Annotated in this window: 15 protein-coding genes and 1 pseudogene; 7 read left to right on the top strand and 9 right to left on the bottom strand. The window is 58.2% G+C overall.

The window, feature by feature from the left end; genetic code table 11:
* Positions 1 to 82: 82 nt before the first annotated feature.
* The 3 genes from FBT96_RS18955 to FBT96_RS18945 form a co-directional block, all read right to left on the bottom strand.
* A complete protein-coding gene (locus tag FBT96_RS18955) occupies positions 83 to 736 on the bottom strand; it encodes a hypothetical protein (RefSeq protein ID WP_136909431.1) in 654 nt (217 codons plus the stop codon).
* 65 nt (positions 737 to 801) lie between these two features.
* Complete coding sequence (locus tag FBT96_RS18950; protein ID WP_169583626.1) at positions 802 to 1,137, bottom strand: hypothetical protein; 336 nt, start codon at positions 1,135 to 1,137, stop codon at positions 802 to 804.
* 180 nt (positions 1,138 to 1,317) lie between these two features.
* Positions 1,318 to 1,530 (bottom strand): hypothetical protein, encoded by a 213-nt coding sequence (locus tag FBT96_RS18945; protein ID WP_136909427.1) that lies wholly within the window; start codon positions 1,528 to 1,530, stop codon positions 1,318 to 1,320.
* 280 nt (positions 1,531 to 1,810) lie between these two features.
* Between FBT96_RS18945 and FBT96_RS18940 the strand changes: the two genes are divergently transcribed.
* The gene (locus FBT96_RS18940; protein ID WP_169583624.1) at positions 1,811 to 2,398 is read left to right on the top strand and encodes a hypothetical protein; all 588 of its coding nucleotides are present in this window, start codon (positions 1,811 to 1,813) and stop codon (positions 2,396 to 2,398) included.
* A 212-nt stretch (positions 2,399 to 2,610) separates the two neighbouring features.
* On the opposite strand, the gene FBT96_RS18935 is transcribed toward FBT96_RS18940, so the two are convergent.
* The 3 genes and pseudogenes from FBT96_RS18935 to FBT96_RS18930 form a co-directional block, all read right to left on the bottom strand.
* Complete coding sequence (locus tag FBT96_RS18935; RefSeq protein WP_136909424.1) at positions 2,611 to 2,790, bottom strand: hypothetical protein; 180 nt, start codon at positions 2,788 to 2,790, stop codon at positions 2,611 to 2,613.
* A 51-nt stretch (positions 2,791 to 2,841) separates the two neighbouring features.
* Positions 2,842 to 2,979, bottom strand: a pseudogene (locus FBT96_RS21680) (plasmid mobilization protein); the annotation flags it as partial.
* 385 nt (positions 2,980 to 3,364) lie between these two features.
* A complete protein-coding gene (locus FBT96_RS18930; protein WP_136909422.1) occupies positions 3,365 to 4,858 on the bottom strand; it encodes a DNA cytosine methyltransferase in 1,494 nt (497 codons plus the stop codon).
* A gap of 86 nt (positions 4,859 to 4,944) precedes the next feature.
* Between FBT96_RS18930 and FBT96_RS18925 the strand changes: the two genes are divergently transcribed.
* The 6 genes from FBT96_RS18925 to FBT96_RS18900 all read left to right on the top strand — a co-directional run bounded on the left by FBT96_RS18925 (position 4,945) and on the right by FBT96_RS18900 (position 15,125).
* Entirely contained in the window at positions 4,945 to 5,403 is a 459-nt protein-coding gene (locus FBT96_RS18925; protein WP_136909420.1) for a very short patch repair endonuclease, read from the top strand.
* A gap of 167 nt (positions 5,404 to 5,570) precedes the next feature.
* Positions 5,571 to 7,943 carry a sigma-70 family RNA polymerase sigma factor gene (locus FBT96_RS18920; protein WP_169583622.1) on the top strand — a complete coding sequence of 791 codons (2,373 nt, stop codon included), beginning with the start codon at positions 5,571 to 5,573 and terminating at the stop codon, positions 7,941 to 7,943.
* Positions 7,944 to 9,452 carry an ATP-binding protein gene (locus FBT96_RS18915; RefSeq protein ID WP_136909416.1) on the top strand — a complete coding sequence of 503 codons (1,509 nt, stop codon included), beginning with the start codon at positions 7,944 to 7,946 and terminating at the stop codon, positions 9,450 to 9,452.
* A gap of 16 nt (positions 9,453 to 9,468) precedes the next feature.
* Positions 9,469 to 12,318 carry a Z1 domain-containing protein gene (locus FBT96_RS18910; RefSeq protein ID WP_136909414.1) on the top strand — a complete coding sequence of 950 codons (2,850 nt, stop codon included), beginning with the start codon at positions 9,469 to 9,471 and terminating at the stop codon, positions 12,316 to 12,318.
* A complete protein-coding gene (locus FBT96_RS18905; protein ID WP_169583620.1) occupies positions 12,305 to 13,324 on the top strand; it encodes a PD-(D/E)XK motif protein in 1,020 nt (339 codons plus the stop codon). The genes FBT96_RS18910 and FBT96_RS18905 overlap by 14 nt, the downstream gene beginning before the upstream one ends.
* Complete coding sequence (locus FBT96_RS18900) at positions 13,311 to 15,125, top strand: AIPR family protein (protein WP_136909410.1); 1,815 nt, start codon at positions 13,311 to 13,313, stop codon at positions 15,123 to 15,125. The genes FBT96_RS18905 and FBT96_RS18900 overlap by 14 nt, the downstream gene beginning before the upstream one ends.
* A gap of 243 nt (positions 15,126 to 15,368) precedes the next feature.
* Here FBT96_RS18900 and FBT96_RS18895 read toward each other — a convergent pair whose 3' ends face one another.
* The 3 genes from FBT96_RS18895 to FBT96_RS18885 form a co-directional block, all read right to left on the bottom strand.
* Positions 15,369 to 17,192: a hypothetical protein gene (locus tag FBT96_RS18895; RefSeq protein WP_136909408.1), complete on the bottom strand. Its 1,824-nt coding sequence runs from the start codon at positions 17,190 to 17,192 to the stop codon at positions 15,369 to 15,371.
* A 227-nt stretch (positions 17,193 to 17,419) separates the two neighbouring features.
* Positions 17,420 to 19,333 (bottom strand): ATP-dependent helicase, encoded by a 1,914-nt coding sequence (locus FBT96_RS18890; RefSeq protein ID WP_212635410.1) that lies wholly within the window; start codon positions 19,331 to 19,333, stop codon positions 17,420 to 17,422.
* Positions 19,321 to 21,105, bottom strand: coding sequence for an ATP-dependent nuclease (locus tag FBT96_RS18885; RefSeq protein WP_136909406.1), 1,785 nt, complete (start codon positions 21,103 to 21,105; stop codon positions 19,321 to 19,323). Before FBT96_RS18885 ends, FBT96_RS18890 begins: the two co-directional genes overlap by 13 nt.
* Positions 21,106 to 21,455: the final 350 nt, after the last annotated feature.

Genomic DNA, 21,455 nt, shown 5'->3' with positions numbered 1-21,455 from the left:
TCTGGTCGCAAATCTGGAAGCCCTGACTTTTCAAAGGCATGCTGATTCCGAGACTTTGGACGATCAAGCCCCATGATGCCGATCATCCGCCCGGAGCCGGGTCTTCCGGATCGCAATCCGAAGGGGCGTGGGTATCTTCGGAACGTGATTGCTCGATCTGCAGTGCGCCGAATGCCCACGGCGGATCACAACGGCGCAGGCGCCCCTCATCGTCGATGGATCGGATTTCAGCGCGCAAGGAGGCCCCGATGCGGCTCCTCAGGGCAGACCACCCTGCCTGAACATCTGCCCGCATTTCGTCGGGGCGCGCGGACACCAGCATGCAAGTGGTCACCTGCCCCGACCGCGCGGCCTCTACGATCTTCTCGATGTTCTCCCCACGCGTCAATGTCGCGGCAGGGCGGATGATCGCCTCGAGGAGATGCGTGCGGGGCAGGACCTGCTCGACCTGCCGCGCCACGGCTTCGGTGTCGGCCAGGACCAGCACCCGCTCCCGTCGCAACGCCGGGCGCGAAGGCGCAGTTGTCGGGCGCTGATCCTTTGCATCCGCGACCAGTCCAATGGCCTCGGCAATGGCCTGCATCAACCGTCGCATCCGCGAGGGATCCTGCACGCGGATCGGCTTGACCCCCGGGGCGGAAACGACCATCGCGCCCACTCCCTCGATCTCGATGGCCAGTTGCAATTCATCCTCGGCGGATGTTTGCGGGCGCATGGCGAACTTGGCCCCCGCCACGGCCGCCTTCAAGGCCGCACGCACACGAGCCAATAACCAGATCCGGCTTCCGGTCGGTGGCGAGGTCAGGCGGCGCCTTGCATCCAGCCCAGGATCTGACGCAATGCCTGTGAAATTTCGCGCAAGCTGTCGTCCTGATCCATCTGCCGCGCCTCGATCGCGCTCAACCGCCCGTCGATCTGCCCCATTGCGCCCTCTGGCCCCATGACCCTCGTCAACCCCTCGACGATCTGATGCAGACCAACCGACACTCCTGTCAGTTGTTGAATCAGTTGCTCGAGCCGCTCCCCGGCCCCGCCGCTCATGCCCGAGGCCCCCGAAAGCAACGCCGTCAACGGTCCAATCAAGCGAACGAGTTGGCGCAGTTGATCGAGCAGGTCCGCGATTTGCGCCTCGGTCAATTGCGTCTGGGCACCAGGTGGTGAGGACGGCATTGCAAGTCTCCAATTTCCTGTTGAGTTCGTTTAATGAGCGGGTCAGAGCCTCAGGTATCAGGCGATCGAAGCGCCTGAGCGCGACAAGGCTCGTCGTGTGGCGCGCCAGAGCCGAAAAGGCCGCCGTCAACTTTGCGACGATGCAGCTCAGGTGCTCGGCGGCGAGATGCCCCACAACGGAGCCAACGCGTTGATCAGCGTCTCGAGCTGCGCGATGCGGCGGTCTTGCATATCGATGTGGTCCCGCATCGCCGTCATGTCGCGCATCTGTACCTCGCGCTCTTGCTGATGGGCGCGGTGCATCTGGGTCACGGCTTGCAGCAGGGCGGATTCCATGGGTGTGAGGGTGTGCGTTTTCATGGGGGCGGAGGCCTTGGAGGAGTTGGGGGTGCTTTCGGGGAATTCGGGTGCGCGGTTTGGGGTCAGAGAGCCATCCCTCCAGATCCAAGGTCGGTATGGGCCATGCGCCTTGCCCATAGCGGGAAGAGTTGAACGCAGCGACGCGCGCCCAAGCTGCGGCAATACGAACGGGGGCAGCGGCAAGCTCGGCCTGCCGTGTGGCGATGGCATCGAGAGATGGGTTGGCGAGAGCGTCGGCGGCGAAATCTCGTCTGCACAACACACCGCGCAATCGCACCCGTTGATCGGGGCCAGCGGCGTCAGTGCCGATGGTCACCGTCGCATCGTCGGCGCTGATCACGCACAATCCCAGACCCTCGCCGTTTGCGTTGAGGCAGTCGATCACCGCGGACCGGTCGCGCAGCGCCCGGGACCGCGCCTGCCCGATGACGCGATCGATGAGGCCATCGACATCATCGGGCCGATCGCCGTTGTCAAATCGCCCGGCAGCGGCGGCGCGCTTCCTGCGCCAATCCGGACCGGAGAGCAGTTGCCGGCGCGCGGGATCTTCCGGATCGGCAAAACCATGGCGGAGATTGATGACGTCTTGAAACGCACGCCACAGATCCCTCGCTTGCTTTCCCGGCGGTTCCGGGTTCCATGCCCGCCATTGCCCATCCGGGCGCCGAACCGCCTGCGGCACTGCGACGTTGATCTCAAGCCGTCCCGCATGCGTATGTGTGCCGATTATCGGATGCGGACGTGCAGGCACCGGTATGCCCGGAAACATCACCTCCTGACACAGGTCAAGACAACCGGAGACCATCACCCGCGCCTCCGGATCGCCCGCATTGAAGGCTTCAGGATCGACATCTGTTTCTGCAAATGACAGCACGGCGGACCGGTATCTGTTCTTCCAGGGTAGGGCGTCGACCGATTTGGCGAAGACGTGCGGATTGCCGACGAGCAGTTCGGGCACTGGATCCCGCATTGGCCGCGCCCGCGCGGCACCACCTCGCCCGGGTTGCGGCGACAGCAGGTAATCAATCACGCCCGCCGCCCCTTCGTCGCTGACACCGTGATGCGAGGAGAACCCGAAGATCATGTTTCCGCCTCGCCTCGGGATCCGCCCAGTGTTTCCGGATCGACGACGGCAATCAGGGCGCGCTCGACACTCAGCAAACAGGTCGCGATGGTCAGCGCCTCCATCGGTGCTGCGCCGTCCATACCGCGGACAATTTCATCCAAAGACCGCGCCGCGTCGGTCAGCGCACTGGCCATCTCCTGCCGCCGTCCAGTCCGGAATACCCCCTGCCGCTGCGGTGCCAATATCCGCGTAACGGCATAAGCAGATCGCGACATTCCCGCTGCTCGCGCCGCCGCGTCGATCGTATCGCGCTCTGCGGACGAGAGAGAGATGGTGATTGTCTCGCTCCGCGGTTCGGATATATTTTTTCGAGGACGCGCCATGAGTTAGCCGGGTTTTCTGTTAGAACGAGGGATCTTGTTGGACGTGCTTTCAGGCTAAGAGGCCCCTTGGAAAATCGAAAACCGATCCGAGAAGATTCTTGCGCGCGACACCCAAAATCACGCGTTCGTGATCGAATCTCGGGGGACTCACGGCGGTTGTGCCGTCGCGCAGAAGGCTGAATGACAGGACGAACACGGTTGCGCCCGAGCATACCCTCTCAAGGATCAGGATTTTCCGGAATGGACACTGCGGACCCGATCACTTGAAGACGACGCCGATCCCGCATGTTTGTCATCCGGTCAACACCGCTGCCCGACCGCGTCATAACGCTCGAGGCACAGCCTTATTCGGATCTTTCGGGAGTTCGCGTCGCGGCGGGCGGTGTCAACCTATGAGCCGGAGCAGAGCATGACCGATCTGGTAAGCCAGATAAGGGGGAACCGCGTTTCCAACCTGATGGTACTGCTTCGTACGTGGCCCGCAGAAAAAGTAGTTGTCGGGGAACGTCTGCAGGCGCGCGGCTTCACGCACGGTCAGGGATCGGCATTGGCGTGGATCCGGATGAATGAAATAGTGCCCATCCTTGGCAATGTGGCTCGTTACCGTCGTTGAAGGGCGATCTGCGGCTTGCGTTCGAAAGCGATCAGCAAAGGCCCCTGTTGCCCGATTGCGGTGCTCGGGTTGCAGAAAGGCCGGGAATTGTTCCAGCGTCGGAGTGCGGCCGAACGTGCGTGTCCAAGCGGCCGAGAACATGTAGCGTCCGAGGTCGTCCGGGATATGTCCGCGCGTGTCGTGATGCAGGGTCGTTCTCAGCCTCGCGTCCGCAAACCATGCCCGCAGATGCTCCGGCATACCCGCGGTCTCACCACGCCAACTGCTTTGGCGCAACTCGGGTAGGTCGTTGGCCATTTCGATCGCCTGTGCAATGGCGCGGACCTCGTCCGGGATGCCATCGGCGGCGGCAATACGAGCGGCCTGATCGCGCACTGTTTCCTGCCATCCCGCCGTAGTGTCGTTGCGGCTGAGGCCACTGCGCAGCATCCACAGGCCCCGGATCGCTTCATTGACCGAAACCGGAACCTGAGGGTTGCCCAAGGGTATCTGGCCGACCGGAAGGTTGCCTGCGAGGTCCGAGCGAATTCCGAGAATTATGACACGATGACGTGCTTGAGGCACACCATGTTCTTCGGTGCGGATCAGGAAGTCCCTTGCTTCGGCGCGATGGCCGTCCATCGGGATCGGTCTGGTCAGCGGCAGGAGGCGATACCCGTCGCCGGCGCTTTCGAGGTCGTCGAGCACGCGATGGAAGATGCCCCCTCCATCGACATGGCTGGACAACATGCCCTTGACGTTTTCCATCACGAAGGCCGCGGGGCGGAGCCGCTTTAGAATCGCGACATATTCCCGGTAGAGGTAATGGCGGGCATCGTTTTCGAGGACGTAATCCGCCTTGCCCTTGTTCCGCGACCGCCCGGCGAGAGAATAGGCCTGACAGGGTGGGCCGCCGATCAGGATGGTATCGCCGTGGTGCGTTTCCCGCACCCGGTCCAATTCGACGGACAGTTCGTCGAAGACCCCATCGGCGCCGAGTACACGTTGCCGCACTTCAGATTCGGCGCGTTTCCATTCCGCCGGATATGTGTTGCACCAATCCGGCAGACCTTTTCCCGATTTGAGGGCGGCGTAATATTCGTCGGGAAATACCTCGAAGAAACGAAGAAATGCCCGCAACCGCAGGGTCTGAACCGCGTGGTCATCCATTTCAACGGACAGGTGAATCTTCATCCGACCGTTCGAATCGCGCCCTGCCCGGGACAAGCCTTCGCCGAGCCCACCGGGGCCGGCAAACAAGTCGACGATGGCAAAGTTCCTTGACATGGGCTGGTCCTTCCGGCGGCAACCTCTACCAGGTTTCGCGCCAGGCGCCATATGGAAATGGCAGTTCCGCCTGATAGATTTACCGCATGGTCGACGTGGTGGACAAACAGACCCGGTCCCGAATGATGTCAGGGATCAAGGGCGCAAACACGAAGCCGGAGCTTCTGTTGCGACGCGCCTTGCACGCGCGTGGCTTCCGGTTTCGCACCCATGATCCGCGCCTTCCCGGTCGGCCGGATATCGTGCTACCGAAATGGCGTGTCGTGATCGAGGTGCGTGGCTGTTTCTGGCACAGACACGAAAGGTGCCCGAAGGCGAGCACACCGGCAACCAATATCGATTTCTGGCAGACCAAGTTTCAGTCGAATGTCGCTCGCGACAAAGCCAATCTCGATGCGCTGCTTGCGGCAGGCTGGCGGGTCTTGGTCGTGTGGGAATGTGCGATCGGGCGTTTGGTGCCAGAGCACATCCTTGATGAGGTGACAGATTTTGTCACGGACGCCCCGCACAATGGGAGTCGTCACCGAGAGATTGGCTTTGTCTGACCGGTCTCGGGGCTGAGCGCAGTCGCGTTTCAACACGAGAGACACGGGCTGGATGAATGGTTGGATGGAACAGGTGAAAATCACGGCTTGAAATCGCCATAGGGTGGTTCTTGATTCGCCCGATTTTGGCTTAACATCGCGCAAGGATCAGTTAACTATACTCGAGATTGGCAGGGTACATCGTGGGTTTGGCAACTGAGGACATTTGTCTGACGGGTATCGGGGGCAGCGTTCCCGCCGCGATGACGAATGCCGCATTTCCCCTCCATGATGCCGCACGTAAAGGTCGGTCGCGCGTCGTGATGCGGCTTCTCGAGCTTGGTCATAGTGCATCGACCTTGGACGAAGAGGGGCGAAGAGCATCTCAAAGGGCGCGCGAGGCGGGACATCACGACCTTGCGGACGAACTGGAGAGCCGTGAGGCGGGTCATGCCTCGGTTTCGTCGCACAGTTCCATTCACGAGGCGCTGACCATCAAGGAATTGGTCGGTCTCGTTCAAGGCAAGCCCGGGGCGGTATCCGCGCTCATTGCGGCCGGACGCGTCGGGGCCATCGACGCCAAGGGGGACACCCCTTTACATATCTGCGCGTCGCAGGGGCGACTGCAATTCTGCGATCAGCTGATCAAGGCGGGCGCCAACCCCGCCGCGATGAACTTCGAGGGCAAGAAACCCCACGACCGAGCTGCGGAGAATGGTCACGCAATGGTGGCCGGGCTGCTGCGAAGCCTTTTGCCGGAGAGCTTTGTCGCGCCCGACGATGTGCGGCCGGACCTTTCGACAGCGGTCCTCCCCGTGTCTAAACCTGTCAAGGAAGCCACAGACGACATTTTCGCCTTCGACGATCTGGATCTGGATTTCGACGGAGAGGAAGAAGCCGAGGACTTCCACCGCGACCTCGAACGCGATGACTACGTTGCGTCCTTCGACGCCGTGCAAGGTCGGGTCACGCGCCTTGGAGATGAGGACGGTGCCGAGCTGGAGTTCGATGACCTCCGCCGTGGCGGCTTCCGGATCGATGCCGAAGATGTGGTCGGCCCCTTGCCACAGACGGCGGAGTTTGCTGACGGGGCCACATTCCGATCCTACCTCGATGTTCGGACCGGGCGCAAATCGGCGCCCCATGCGACGGCGCCAACGACGCGCTTTCACGCCATTTCCGAAAGCGCCCTGATGGCGTGGGTGGAGCGCGTGCTTGCGGCAGGCACCTGCAATGGTGAGGATGTCGATACACTGATCGGGGATATTCGCGGGTTCTTCGACGCGGAAACCGTGCGTGGCAATCTGGTTCACGAACTTACAAACCTCGGCTTGATGCCGTGTGAGGACGAGAGTTGCGAGGTTTTCGTTGCCGGGCATCCTTCGGACCCCGAGGATGTGGCGGATCTGCTGGCGTGCATCTGCAACGGGTCCAACATGCGTCCAGGGGTGGAATTCAAGCCGTTGTCAGCCCGCGCAGAGGCACGATTGTTCCGGGAATTGTCTGCCAGCCAACAAGATATGTGCCGCGCGCTTGTCAGCAACGAAACGCTTGTGTCCGTGGTGGTCATGCTCGGAGAAAAGGTCGAGGCCGGTTCCGTGCCCCCCAGTCTGCTGACTGACCTCGACGTACAACATGGTCGGCAAACGCCGGACGGAGAGGTCCTTTCTGCGTCACTCTCCTGCCTCGTTGGCTATCAGACGATGCTGGAGGATGGTGCAGTCACCGCCGAACAACGCGCATACGCGTTGAGTGCCGTGTCGGCACTGAAACTCTCGAGGGATGCGGTGGATCTGATCGCGCAGGGCCTTCGTGCCAACCCCGAGCTGGACGATGTCCGGCATCGGATCGAAGCCTCGCTGCGCGCGCGGGAAAATTTTCGGCGCGAGATCCTGCTCGAGCACCTTGCGCTTGTCCGCCGCCAGGCCAGCAGGCGAGAAGCCCCTGTCGATGACATCGAGGATATGGTTCATGACGGAGTGTTCGGTTTGATGCGATCCATCGATCTGTTCGAACCGGATCGCGGCAATCGGTTCATGACCTATTGCCAATTCGGCGTTCGACAATCGATCACCCGGGCGCTGGACGACACCGGTTCGCTGGTTCGCGTCCCGTCGCATCGCGCAATCGTTTTGCGAAAGGTCGACCGGCTCGAGGAAGGTATCTCGCAGCAGTTGTCGGCAGAGGCCATCATCTCGGTGATTTCGGAAGAAATGGAGATCCCGCCAGAAACCATCAGGGAGATCAGGCGCATTCCCAGAAGACCGGTTCCATTCGAAGAAATGGTTCACGATTGTCTGGACGTGGATTCTCCGCAGTTCCGTCACGTCCTCGCCAGGCAACGCACTGAAATCATAGAGCATTTTCTGGCCGACATGCCGGAGCGCGCCGCGGATGTGATCGTTCGCCGTTTCGGGCTGCGCGGCGAGGACGAGATGACCCTCGAGGAATTGGGGGCCATCCATGGTGTCACGCGCGAGCGCATCCGGCAGATCGAGGCAAAGCGACTGGCCGAAATCGGGCATCGGACCAATCAACGGTTGCTCAGGAACCTGATCTGAATGTCCAACATCAAGACACGCAACGCACCTCCGCGGGCCGGGATGTTGATCGAGTCCCTGCGCGGCCTCGGCTACACCACCGCAACAGCGGTCGCCGACATCATCGACAACTCGATTTCCGCCGGGGCAAGAACCGTGGATGTCCACGTCGAGTGGGCGGGAACCGACAGCTGGATCCGGATCACCGATGATGGTTGCGGCATGGATGATGCCGAACTGGAAAAGGCCATGCAGCTGGGCGCCCGCGATCCGCGCCATACGCGGCGCGCGGATGATCTCGGACGGTTCGGGATGGGGTTGAAGACGGCCAGCTTCTCGCAGGCGCGGGCGCTTACGGTGCATTCGCGCCGGTCCGGCAGAGCGCCAGCCTGCCTTCGGTGGGACCTCGACGTGCTCGAGGGCGTGGCCGGAGGCGACTGGCCGATGATCGAGGGGCCGCGTCCGGGGTCGGAGGAACGGCTGGGCATTGGCCATGCTGACGCCCCGGGGACAGTTGTTCTGTGGGAGGACCTAGACCGGATCGTCACTCCCGGGTTCACCAGCGATGACCTGTTCGAGGCTCTCGAAACACTCGAACGGCACCTCGCCATGGTGTTCCACCGCCTCATCGGGACGGCTTCGGGGCAGATCGACCTGAAACTCAACGGCAAGCGTGTCAAACCTTGGGACCCGTTCCTGACGGGCAACCTGTCGAAACGCCTTGAAAGTCTCGAGTATTCCCTTCTCGGCGCGCCCGAGGTCCGGGTTCAGATGCACGTCCTGCCGCACAAGGACAGGTTCGAGACCTCGGCAGAGTTCGAAGCGGCGGCCGGTCCGGACGGATGGACCTCGCAGCAGGGGTTTCACATCTATCGCAACAGGCGGCTGCTTGCGGTGTCCGGTTGGCTGCGGCTCGGCGAGCGCGGGCGCCAGTGGCCCCGGGATGAAGCGCATCGCCTCGCCAGGATCCGGCTGGATATTCCGAATACCATGGACAGCGAATGGAACATCAACGTCCTGAAATCCACCGCCAGCCCGCCCGTCCGCCTGAGACCGCAACTGTTGCGTCTTGCCCGGGAGGCCCGCGAGATTGCGCGGACAGTCTATGCGTTTCGCGGTCGGCTGGTGTCCGACGGGGCCGAGAGCAAGGAGGGCATGCCCGATATCTGGGAGGCCATCAAACGGCCCTCCGGCGCCACCGCGTATCGGCTGTCACGCAAGCATGACCTCTACCGCTCGGTGATGGACCGTGCCGGTCCGCTGGCCCGGGATATCGAGGCGTTGCTGCGGTTGGTCGAAGCGACCGTTCCGGTGCAACGGATCTGGCTGGACACGGCCGCGGATGACGAGCCTCCGGTGAGCATTCTGGAGGATGAGGCCGATCCGGCCCTGGTCGAGATGATGGAGGCCATGTTCGATGCACTGGTGCAGTCGCGTGGCCTGAGTGAGACAGAGGCTCGGGAGCGACTGTCGCGAACCCGGCCATTCGACAAACGCCCCGATCTGATCGCAGGTCTGGGAAGCAAATAAGGAAAGGCCATCGAGCATGTCGGAGAGCAGGGATTTTGCTGACATCCTGAAGGCCAGCGAGCCTTTTGTCCGCCGCCAGATCGAAAAGACCGGAGAGCTGGTCACGGCGGACCTGATCGACAGCGTCTTGCGCAAGGTCGAGATGATCGACCCGGAGTTGTTCGAGAATGTCGACAGGGAAGCCGTTATTGACGAAATGATCCGGCGGTCCAGTCACGGGATCGGCAAGAACGCCTCGCTGGTTGCCGAAGACGGGCACGAGCCCTGGTTGAACGCGGACCGCAAGAAGGGTTGGCGTTACTGGCGCCGCTATTCCGAATACATGGAAGAAAAGCTTCCGTGGAAGGCGCTGGATGCTCTGGACAAATCGACCGACGAGGTTCTCGGCAACCTTGAAGATCCGTTGCGTCCGGGAAACTGGGATCGCCGCGGTCTGGTTGTCGGGCATGTGCAATCGGGCAAGACCGGGAACTACACCGGATTGATCTGCAAGGCGGCGGATGCGGGTTACAAGATCATCATTGTGCTGGCGGGTCTGCACAACAATCTCCGGGCGCAGACGCAGATCCGTCTTGACGAGGGCTTCCTCGGATACGCGACCCTGGTGAATGTTGATCACCTCCCCCTGGTTGGCGTCGGCGAACTGGACAAGGACAAATCCCAGCAACCGAACTGCGCGACGAACCGGTCGGACAAGGGCGATTTCGACACGGCGACGTCGCGCAAGCTGAACGTCAAGCCCGAGGAGCGCCCCTGGCTTTTCGTGGTCAAGAAGCAGAAGAACGTGCTCGAGCGGCTGGTCTACTGGCTGGAAAACCACGCCGCCGATGCCGTGGACCCGGACACGGGGCGGCGGATCGTCAGTGCCCTGCCTGCCCTTGTCATCGACGACGAGTCGGACCACGGATCCGTGGACACCGGGGAGGTGCCGATCGGTGACGACGGCCAGCCCGACCTCGAACATTCGCCTACGGTTCTGAACGGGCTGATCCGTCGCGTCCTGCATACCTTCTCGAGAAAGGCTTACGTCGGCTACACGGCAACGCCTTTCGCCAACATCTTCATTCATGAACGCAGTGCCACGGCCGAGCATGGACCGGACCTGTTCCCCTCGGCATTCATCATCAGCCTGGGTGCGCCGACCAACTACATCGGGCCGGGTCGAGTCTTCGGGTCTGCCTCGTCGGTTCCGGAGGACTTGCCTCTCGCACGCAGGCTCGACGATGACGAACACATGGAATGGATGCCGCCAACGCACAAGAACGGATGGAGCCCCAGGATCGGCGGAGAACGCGTCCTGCCCCGCGCATTGCAGGAAGCCATACGGTCTTTCGTGTTTGCCTGCGCCGTGCGCAAGGTGCGTGGACAGGGGCACAGGCACAGTTCCATGCTGATCCACGTTTCGCGGTTCACCTCCGTGCAGGGCGAAATCGTGGCTCAGGTGGAGGAGTTCATCCGACACATGGCCCGGCGCTATGACCGCAACATCGATCTGACCAATCTCGATGCGCTTATGCGCAGCGATTTCGAGACCCGTTTCCATCCCGAGATGGCGCGGGTGCGCGATGCCTTTCCGGACGTGCCGCAGGGCGAGGATGTGACATGGTCAGAGGTCCGCGCCGTTCTGCCCTTTCTGCTTCAGGACATCGAGGTCCGGGGGATCAACGGATCGGCAAAGGATGCCCTCGATTATGCCGAGAACGACAAGAAGGGGCTGAAGGTCATTGCCATCGGCGGAGACAAATTGGCGCGAGGCCTTACGCTGGAAGGGCTCTGCACAAGTTACTTCATGCGCACGACAAAGATGTACGATACGCTCATGCAGATGGGGCGCTGGTTCGGTTATCGTGACAAATACCTCGATGTCTGCCGGCTCTACACATCGGGCGAGATGATCCAATGGTTCGGACATATTGCCGACGCGGCAGAGGAGTTGCGCGAAGAGTTCGACAACATGGCGGCGATCAACGCCACGCCGCGGGATTTCGGTTTGCGGGTTCTCTCACACCATACGCTCACCGTAACCTCCAAGGCCAAGATGCGATCCGCAAAGCCGGTGCATCTGACCTATTCTGGCAGCCTGATGCAAACCGTGTCTTTCCCGATCGACGAAAAACACGAGCGAAATTTCGAGACAGGATCACGCTTCGTGGCCTCGATGGGCGAAAGCCGTCCGTTGCAGGATCAGCACTTTCTGCCAGAAGGGCAGAATTGGAATGGCGCCCTTTGGCGCAATGTACCGGCAATCCCGATTGTGGCATTTCTCCGATCTTATCAGACACATTCGAAGTCCTATCGCGTCGTGCCGCCAATGCTCGCCGATTTCATCGAAAGGATGAGCGCAACCGGAGAACTCTCGAATTGGACCGTCGCGCTGGTGGGCTCTGCAAAGGGAACGGAAGGGGCAATCGGCGGAACGAAGGTCGGAATGCTCGAACGGGCAGCCATTGGCGCTCACACGGACCGTTATTCCATCAAGACCCTTATTTCGCCGCGCGATCAGACTATCGATCTGACGCAGGAACAATACGAAGCGGCGCTGGCTCTCACACGCGAGACATGGCGCGGCGATGCCGAGCGCAATGAGGCCAAGGGGCCGCCAGACGAGCCCGGTGGGCCCGCGATCCGGCACGTCCTCGGGTTTGGTCACGCGGCCCTCGGTCTGCAACCGGACCGCAAACGGGGGCTGTTGCTGCTCTATCTTCTGGACCCGGACAAGTCATCCTGTCCGGCCCTGAAAGGGCGCGATCCGGCGCTCGCCTGGTCGCTGTCTTTTCCTGGCAGCCCCTCGAAACTGAGGATCCGGGATGCCGACTACATGGCGAACTCCGTGCTCTGGGAGGCAATGGTCGATGACGTGGTCTGAGGAGGGCCTCGCCCGCACATGGCGGGCACTGAAAGACGTCGAGGGCGAAGAGTGGGCACTGTCCCCGCTCCACAAAACCGGCAAGGTGGTCTTTCACGCCGGCCGCAGTTTTCCCGGGAGCCGGGAAGCCATCGTCGTGGATTTTCCCGCCGGGACGATCAAGCCCGCAGACCGGCTTCCGGGCGGCGGTGGCTTCGACGTCCTGCGTGTTCCGTCTCGACCGGGATCGCAAGGCCGAGAGGCCATTGCCCTCGTGCGCCTCATTGACGGTTCGCACGAGCTGTTCGCCCTTATGGCTGTCAACGTCCTCCGTCATCTCGAACACCTTGATTGCCCCTCGCCCCGCGCAATCCTGGATGCCTTCTTCGTGCGCGTCCGTGACTGGCAGGAGTTCATGGCCAACCAGCGCCGCAAACCGCTTTCGACCGAGAAACAGGCTGGTCTCATGGGCGAACTTCTGATGCTCGAGAAGCTGGTTGGTCATTCCAGTTCCGCACTGGTGGCGCTGGACAGCTGGCAAGGGCCGCTGAGGGCCGCCCAGGATTTCCACGTCGACAGCGGCGCCATCGAGGTAAAAAGCACGGCAGCGGCGCAAGGTTTCATTGCCCGCATCAACTCCGTCGAGCAGCTGGATGCGGACCGCAGACCCATGTTCCTATGCGCCATCCGCTTTGTCGAGGATGAGGCAGGCGAGACCCTGACCCAATGCGTGAACCGCCTTCGCGACATCATGGACGGGTCTGGCGTGCGCAGGCAGTTCGACGCGCTTCTGATGTTGTCGCGCTTCATGGACGAACACGCCGACCGCTACACCCGAAAACTGCTGGCCGGCGAAATGCTCTGCTTTCCGCTCGGGGACGGGTTTCCCTGCCTGCGCCGGGACACACTGCCGGGCCAGATCCGCAATGCACAGTATGATCTTGACATCGAGAGCCTCGATATCGAACCGCAATCCATGGACATGATGTTCCAGCAGCTTGGAGAGACGGCCGATGAACCTGCATGAATTTCACGCCGAGTTCCGCAATCACGTCCAGAGCGTCATGGCAGAACGCGCCAGCAACCCTGATGAAACATTCCCGCAAGAGGAACTGGTCTTCGCTGAACTCGCTATGGACGACGTAAGCACGGCGGGGATTTCCGAAGCACCCGAGGTCTGCCATTGGGAAGGAACGATCCGGAATGCCAAGTTGCGGATTTCCGGCTTCAGCATCTCCGCCGATGATACGCGCATCGACCTGTTCCTGACGCATTATCTTGGCACCGAGCATCTCACTCAGCTCAGGGATTCCGATGTTGCGGGCGTGGCGAAGTCGGCGGTCCAATTCGCGGCCAATGCGGGCACCGGCAAGCTGTCCGGACGACTGGACCCCACCAGTCCAATCCTCGAGCTGGTCGAGACGTTGGAGCGACGCTGGCACGATCTCGATCAGCTGCGGGTCATCGTCCTGACGGACGGGCAAACGAAATCGAAACACTTCACCCCGCGTGACGTCGAAGGTCGCCTGATCCAGGTTGAAGCCATGGATATGGAGCGCCTTTTCCGGCACACGACCGGAAAGCCGCGCGACGAGATCGCGGTGAGCTTTGAACAAGCCATCGGCCGCCCGCTTCCCTGTGTCCATGTGGCGGACCCGGGGGCGGACTACGATTATGCCCTTACAGCCATTCCCGGCGAGGTGCTGCGATCGCTCTATGAGCGGTTCAACACCACCCTTCTGGAGGCGAACGTGCGCTCCTTCCTCGGGACCCGCAAGAAGGTGAACGCCGGAATTGCGACGACCCTCGAAGAAGAGCCCGGGCATTTCCTGGCCTACAACAACGGGTTGGTTATCGTTTGCGACGAGGCGGGCATCAGCCGGGGTGCGGATGGTCAGGTCGGCATTTCTCTGCTGAAGGGCCTGCAGATCGTCAACGGCGGTCAGACCACATCCTCGATCTACTTCGCCAGCCGCGACAACAAGGATCTGGATTTGTCACATGTGATGATTCCGGCAAAAATCGTCATTCTACGGGAGGGCGACGATCAGGGGCGTGAAACCCTGATTTCGCGCATCTCGCAATACGCAAACAGCCAGACGGCGGTTAAGACCTCCGACCTCTCGGCAAACCGCACCTTCCATGTCCAGCTCGAGAAGCTGGCGAACGACACCTGGTGCCCGGACGGGACAGGCCGCTGGTTCTACGAGCGTGCGGCCGGGGCATATGCCGTTGCTATGCTCCGCGATGGACGGACCAAGGCGCAGAAAACCCGCTTGCAAGAGGTTATCCCGACCCGGCGCAAACTCACGAAAAATGACATCGCCAAATACCACGAAAGCTGGCGTGGGCTTCCGCACCAGGTGGCTCTGGGCGGCGAGAAGAACTTTGCGGCGTTCATGTCCGCCCTGGACGACACGCCGGAGATCGTGCCCGCAGCACTCGACGTCACCTGGTACAAGGAGATGATCGCAAAGGTCATCCTCTTCAAGGCCATCGAAAAGCAGATCAAGGCAAAGGAAGCCAAGGACACGTTCAAGCAGGGCTACGTCAACGTTGCGAGCTACACCGTCGCCATCCTGGGTCAACGCCTGGGCGATAGACTTGACCTGATGCAAATATGGCAGCGACAGGACACATCGGGGCCGCTTTCACGCCTTCTGTGGAACTGGTCCTGTGTCGTGAATGCTGTCTTCACGCGTGTGGGCGCAGGGGCACAGTTTTCTGAACTGGCAAAACGATCCGCAACCTGGGATGCGGTGCAGGCAGCCCAGTATCCCGACAATGCGGAGATGATCCCGGAACTTCGGGTTTTGCAGGATGCCTGAACCGGCACCCTTGGCCTGTCCGCCATCGCCACGTCGCCAACTCGGCTCGCGTTGGTCTTGGCCTCGGAGACATGGCCGGCCCTTACCCGCCGGTCGAGCATGCGCTCATGCCGAAGTGCGGCTTCCGCGAAGCGGACGGCCATGGCATTGTGCAGCATGGCTTGGCAGCCCAAGGTCGGCAGTGCGGACGAAGCGAGCTCTCGCTGCCAGAACACCAGTGCCTGCTTTTCAGTCGAATGGGAGTTACTGTATTTGACGGTTAAGTCGTACAAAAATGACATTTCTCGCGTCGCCGAGCGGGTTTAATATGCTCTCTGAATTGAGATTTTCGAGACTCCGCAAGCCGTCCTCATCAGTGATGACAATAATCGGCGAGTACCGCGAAAAAAGCTCTTCAACTGGTGCCGCAAGGGAAGTTGATTGGCCAAGTTCATTTTCGGAAACCCAGCGATTAAACTCACTCGCTCGACAGATTGCTCGAACATCTTGGTCAATCAAAGCGATAGTAGCGTCAGCCTCCAATGTGCTTGAAAGGAAATACCGAAACTCTGAGGACGCCAAGATGGAACTCATCGAAAGCGACACATCGAGTGCAACGATTTCATGTGCTGGTGCTGGCCCAGTTGATTGCCACTTGAGCACTGGCTCACCCACTTTGTCACTCACCATCTCCTGAAAATTAGTAAGTGCCTTATGTGTTTCGGGTGTGAGTGGGCCGATCATCTCGCAGCGGTTTTGGATCTCGATGGGCAAGTCAGAAATTTTTTCCCCAACAGGCCCGTAATTGACTAGGACGACGTGAGCTTGAGGGTGAGCTCGACTATAATCGATCAAAACGTCCCGAAAGTTACGTCGTGAGCGCTTCTTATAGTGCTTTACCTCGACGACCAGTACGCAGTCCTCACCGTTTGTCCCTTTCTTCCAAAGGCTAAAGTCTGGTTGCACGGCGTTCTTTCTGCTTTTGCCAACAGGATCAACAATTGGTACGCGCTTTTCTGCGTAGATGCACGACTCCGGCATTGAAGTCTTTACGTCGGCGATTCTCGCTTCGGCGAATGCAAATTTAAGTTCACCATTGTCGATATTGACTGCAACGTCATGGCCTTCGAGAGCACGAATGATCTGTGTTGCAATCCATACTCCATAGGTTTCGTAGCGCTGTTTCCAAGCAGGCAAAGACAATAGCCGTTCTAGGTCTCTGGCCTCAATCGTTCCAGGAATGCTAAGGCGCGGAAACTGCGCAAACCTGACCGATGCCACCGAAGCAAATCTTTGCTGTTCTTCTTCCGGCAACTTGAGAATGTTGGCTAGAAATCCGACATGCGAACGAAGCCAATAGTCGGTTTCGTTCTGAGCGATCGTCCACGGGTGTAGTGCCTCTTCAGCGACCGACGCATAGCTTCGGTCGCGATGCTCCTTCATCATTTTCGATCTGGTCAGGCCGCGCTGACGGATGATCGAGATAGCCGCCTGGACCAGCGAAACGGCATCCGACAATCCCTTAGGAAAATGCTCTGACAGAAGGCTTGAAGGGAAGGGTGCGTAGCGACCAACGTCATATTCTCGAAGCCAGTCATCCACATCTGGAAATCCAGTATTTGGAGGTTTTTCGCGCTCGAGCGCATTCTTGAGGAACTCGTAGCCACCAAAATCTATTCGAAGCGTGTTCAAGATGAATGCGTCGGCACGATCAAGCGCTGGAACGTCGAGCAGTACGTCGATTTTACTCCAACTTTCGAGGAACTCCTCAAAGTGTCGAAATTCTAGAAATTCGTCTCCTACACTAATGCGTAACTGCGATTGCCCTTCAACAGCATTGGATTTCTCAAAAAACAAGAGTATGTCCCTGAACATTGAGGCGAAAGGTTGAATTGAGAAAAAAAGCGCCGACAGAAACTGCGCGATGGGCGCATTAGCGAGCGCACTTTCAAGGTTGAGCGCTGTTGCGTCCAGTTGCTTGTGGATAATTTCAACAAGGTCTTCATCGCGGCCATCGGTCTCAAGGCCTCCAACACGACTTAGCGCATTCCACGCAGATAGGCTGTCTCGATAAATGTCACTGGCCAACGATCATACTCCAGAAGTTCAGTTGAAAATAGCCATCCAGGTTGGCAGGGAACCCATTAGCTGTGCTTTCAAGCTATCAACATATCGCAAGGTACGCGCCTGAAGTTGCACCATAGCAGAAATTTGGACAGCTTGCAGCAATGGTCAAAATGTGCTCGAAGCGGCCATTCGTTGGACGCGCAAACGGAAAGAAACAGCCTTCACGAGGTAAATTTGTTTCGTTCCACCTAAGTCAGTCCCATTTCCGAAATGAAGCGAGAGGGTTGCTGAGATCTTGGCGATCCCCACGGCATCATCCGCGACTGTGGATATGAAACAAACAACCACCGCCGCGCCCGTGTAACGGCGACAAATGCAGTATTGCGTTCTTCGTTTATCTTCGCATCGGTGTTTGCGCGGTAGTCAGGAAATGTTCCTTCACAAAATCCCATCAAGAACACTATGTCCTTCTCAAGCCCCTTCATTGTGTGGACGGTACTTAGCGTTAATCCGGCATCAGACGCGTCTGGGTTCAACTTGCCCAATGCTGTCGCATTCCTAAAAGCGCTGAGTGTGTTGCCAAGACCGAGACGCCGAAATCTTGTCCACCGGTCGGAAAACTCTTTCAGTTCAACGAGGCTGCGATCAATTTCCAGTCTCTTCTCTTCGCTAGGTTCAGCGACCACTAGTTCGCGCAGTTTCTTTTCGAATACCTTTTCGAACTTCAGGATGTTTGGGTTCTCGAAGTGCAGCGTCTCTACTTCACTCAACAGGTCTCCGATCAGATTATCATTGCCCCGGCCTGCATCCATGTAGTCATTACGAAACTGGCTCAGCAGGTCGTCGTTCCCCCAACTTGATGGGGCAGAGATACCGAGAAGTTGGCATAGCTTTTTCCCGTCCACCCAATCGTTGGGATTGAGTTTCACTCTAATGGCCGAATCCAGAATTTGCCCGAATAGCGACACTGGTAGCTTCTCTCGTTCGCCAATCTTAACATTGTACTCGATATTCTGCTCTCCGAGAGCATTTTCAAGCTTGGCAAAAACGAACCGGTTTCGAGCGATGACCACCATGTTTTCAACGGAAATGGTCCCCTCTATTTCCTGATGGGTTTTTAGCTCCGTAAGGTTGAGAACGCTGGACACTATCCAATTTGCCTCTTCCTCCTCGGAGGAGAAAGCGGCAAGCTCAACGGTACCCTCCAGAGCAAATTCAGTTTCTTTCTGCGCGCCAGGCCGAAGCCCATTTGCTGCTCGGACTACAGCCTTTGAACTGCGGTAGTTCTCTGTCAGGCGAAAGACTTTCGGTGTGAAGTCCGCAATAAAACTCTCGCAAAGGAACCGGGACGAGGAACCGTTGAACCCATAGATCATCTGATCGGGGTCCCCGACCATCATGATATTGGCGTCCTTATTTCCCGCCAATGCCTTCACGAATTCGTACTGAATCCGATTAAGGTCTTGAGCTTCATCCACGCAGATGTGGCTGTATTTGGCTCGATAGATGTCGCCAATCCAAGTTTGCGTGAGAAGAATTCGATGGGCGTAGCAAAGAATGTCGTCATAGTCTATTCCCCGACTGTTCAGAAGTGCGTTCTGATAGTCATTGTAGACGCGCCAGATACCGGCGTTTGCAGAAAAACGCTCCGAAACCTCTTCTTCGGATAGCATTTCTCTCTTTATGGTGGAAAACCCATCCATGTAGTTTTGGAGGTTGCGCTCTCTGGATTTCTTTTCATTCGGATCGTCCACAGCAAGATAGTCGTCTATATCCACGCCATCAGCCCTCAATGCTTCGAGGAACACCTCCATGCGATCCTTGTCGCGTTCGAAAATCTGCACGTTTGAAGGTAAACCAATAGTGTGGCCATACTGTTCTAGGATACGTTGAGCGACTGAGTGAATTGTACCCACCCAAATTCGTTCTTCGTCATACCCACCCCGAGTTAACCGCTCTTTCATTTCAGTTGCGGCCTTGTTAGTGAATGTTAGGGCGATCACTCCATCCTTTTTCACGTTGGAAAGAATGAACCGAATTCGCTCTGTCAACACACGTGTCTTTCCCGAACCAGCCGAGGCAAGAACTTGAATTGAACCTTGGACAGGCTGCTCAACAATTTCCCTTTGATTTTCAGATAGCGCCAGGTTCAATTTAGCCACCCTTCAATTGTCGTGAATGCGTTTTGGAGTGCTTGAGGCACAAGAGCCTCACGGCCCTTACCCAGCTTGTTCTCAGAGATGACGTCAGCAAGGAAACCCGAATACTGGGTTTTCGAATTGCGCATTTCTCCGATTAACTGTTCGTCATTTTTAGCCTCAAGTGCCGCACGCTGCGCAGCAAGGAATTGCGGATTTGGATTGAATCCTTCTTTCATTCGCATAAAGGAGTCGATTACTTCGGCTCGCAGGCCACACGAATGAACTAGTTCGGCCTCAAAATCATTTGGGTCCGTAAGATACTCCAACCGGAACCAGTTTGGTGTTAAGTCTAAACTTGCCTCCGAGGTTAGCTTTGCGATCTGCGCATCGACATCGGCTTTTGAAGACACGCCATTCTTTGTATCATTGTCGCTTACGATAACGGTTGGCACGCCAAGACTGAGTGCCAGCTTGAGATATGGTGTATAATTTCTGCCATTTACTGCGGCTAAATTTACTCCCTTCGTGAATGCTGTCGCGCCAAACCATCTTTCAAACATTGCAGGAACAACTTGGTCCTCGGTTTGCCCCTCAAATAAGATGAGTGCTTTGGCGAACAAGATTTCCCCCTTATCACGGATGACCTGTCGGTGAAGGGATTTGAGTTCTTCTTCTGCCAACCCATCTATCAAACTGTAGCACTGTGTGTGCCCTCCACGTGCTGACAAAGACCTTAGATTCGGGAGAGAACACATCGCAGCAAGATATGGCGAGTGAGTGCTAACGATTGCTTGCCCAGTGGCGTCGAACAACTGAGCGAAGAGCGAGCGCTGTGCATTCGGGTGCAGGTGCGCTTCTGGCTCTTCCGCAGCAATAATAGGATGATAAGGTTCAGCCTCATCTTCGTGCAATTCAGCCATCAGGCCAGTGAAGGCCTTTACTGTCAACATGGACGCCCAGCTTCGTGTGCCCATGCCGTGGTACTCCATCGAAAAGGAGCTAGCGGCAGAGTTTCCAAAATGCACGCTGAAATTCTTCGAAAGGTCTCGCAACTTTTTAGGGAACGGCGTTACTTCAGCATTTCCCCCACCACCAAAAGACTCGTTGAGGGCATTTAGCTGCTCTTTCAATCGCGCCAAGGGCGCGCTTTTCGAAACGGCTTCTTTGTTGATGTCCGCGATCATACTTTCAAGAAAGTCAACGTCAACTTTATTGTATTTCACCTGCGAAAGCACTCTTCCAACAAAGGATGACCTTTCATTTAGTTCCTGGTGTATATCTCGCTGGGCATCAATCGACACAAATGGAATGAATTCTGAGCGGCTCGAAAATTTAAGACTGGAATTGGGCACAACTGTAAGCCATTTTGTGTACTCAACCCATTCTTGCAGGGTGTGCCGTTCGATTGTGAAGCCTGTTTTTGCGGCTTGCGGTTGGGCTGTGGTTCGGAAGGCAAAGAACTGATTACCGGTTGCATCTGCCCTGATCCTGTCGCCAAATTCGGTGATCCATTCCTTTGAAAATACACTCTCACGGCCACCCTCGTCGTTCGTTGGCACAATCCGAACGTCTACAACAATTTTTTCCGCTCGCTCATCATTGCCATCGATGTGGAAATCTTCGTCCGACAAGCGTCGTCCATAGTCCCCTAGGGCGAGTTGCAGGGCCTTCAAGACGGAAGTCTTCCCACTGTTGTTCGGGCCTATCAGAACTGCGACCCGTGGCAGTGACATCTCAAAGTTTCGGATGCCCCTAAAACCAGAAATACGGACTTCATCCACAATAATAGGCAACTTCATACTCCCTGGACTTCGCTCTGAACTAGAGGCTCTTCCAAAGATTGATACGCAACCAATCGTTGGGTTGCTACCGCTTAGTCTGCATGCGACAGCTTTTCCATTTCTGCATTGTGCAACTGAAACTGCCGCGAAGGTCGGCTTGCGCGCCCACCTAGAGAACATTTCGCACCTGCCGCGAACGGCAGTTCTCCGCCCTTCACGTCGGCGCCGAGAGCTATGCTGTGCAAGACACGAATGTCTCAGACGACAGACGAACTTTGCCCGCCGTGGATGCCCGCCGTGGATGCCCGCCGTGGATGCCCGCCGTGGATGCCCGCCGTGGATGCCCGCCGTGGATGCCCGCC

This window comes from Rhodobacter capsulatus, assembly GCF_005144475.1.
In the GTDB taxonomy this organism is placed as follows: Bacteria; Pseudomonadota; Alphaproteobacteria; order Rhodobacterales; family Rhodobacteraceae; genus Rhodobacter; species Rhodobacter capsulatus_C.
This window is presented reverse-complemented; position numbering and strand designations above follow the sequence as displayed.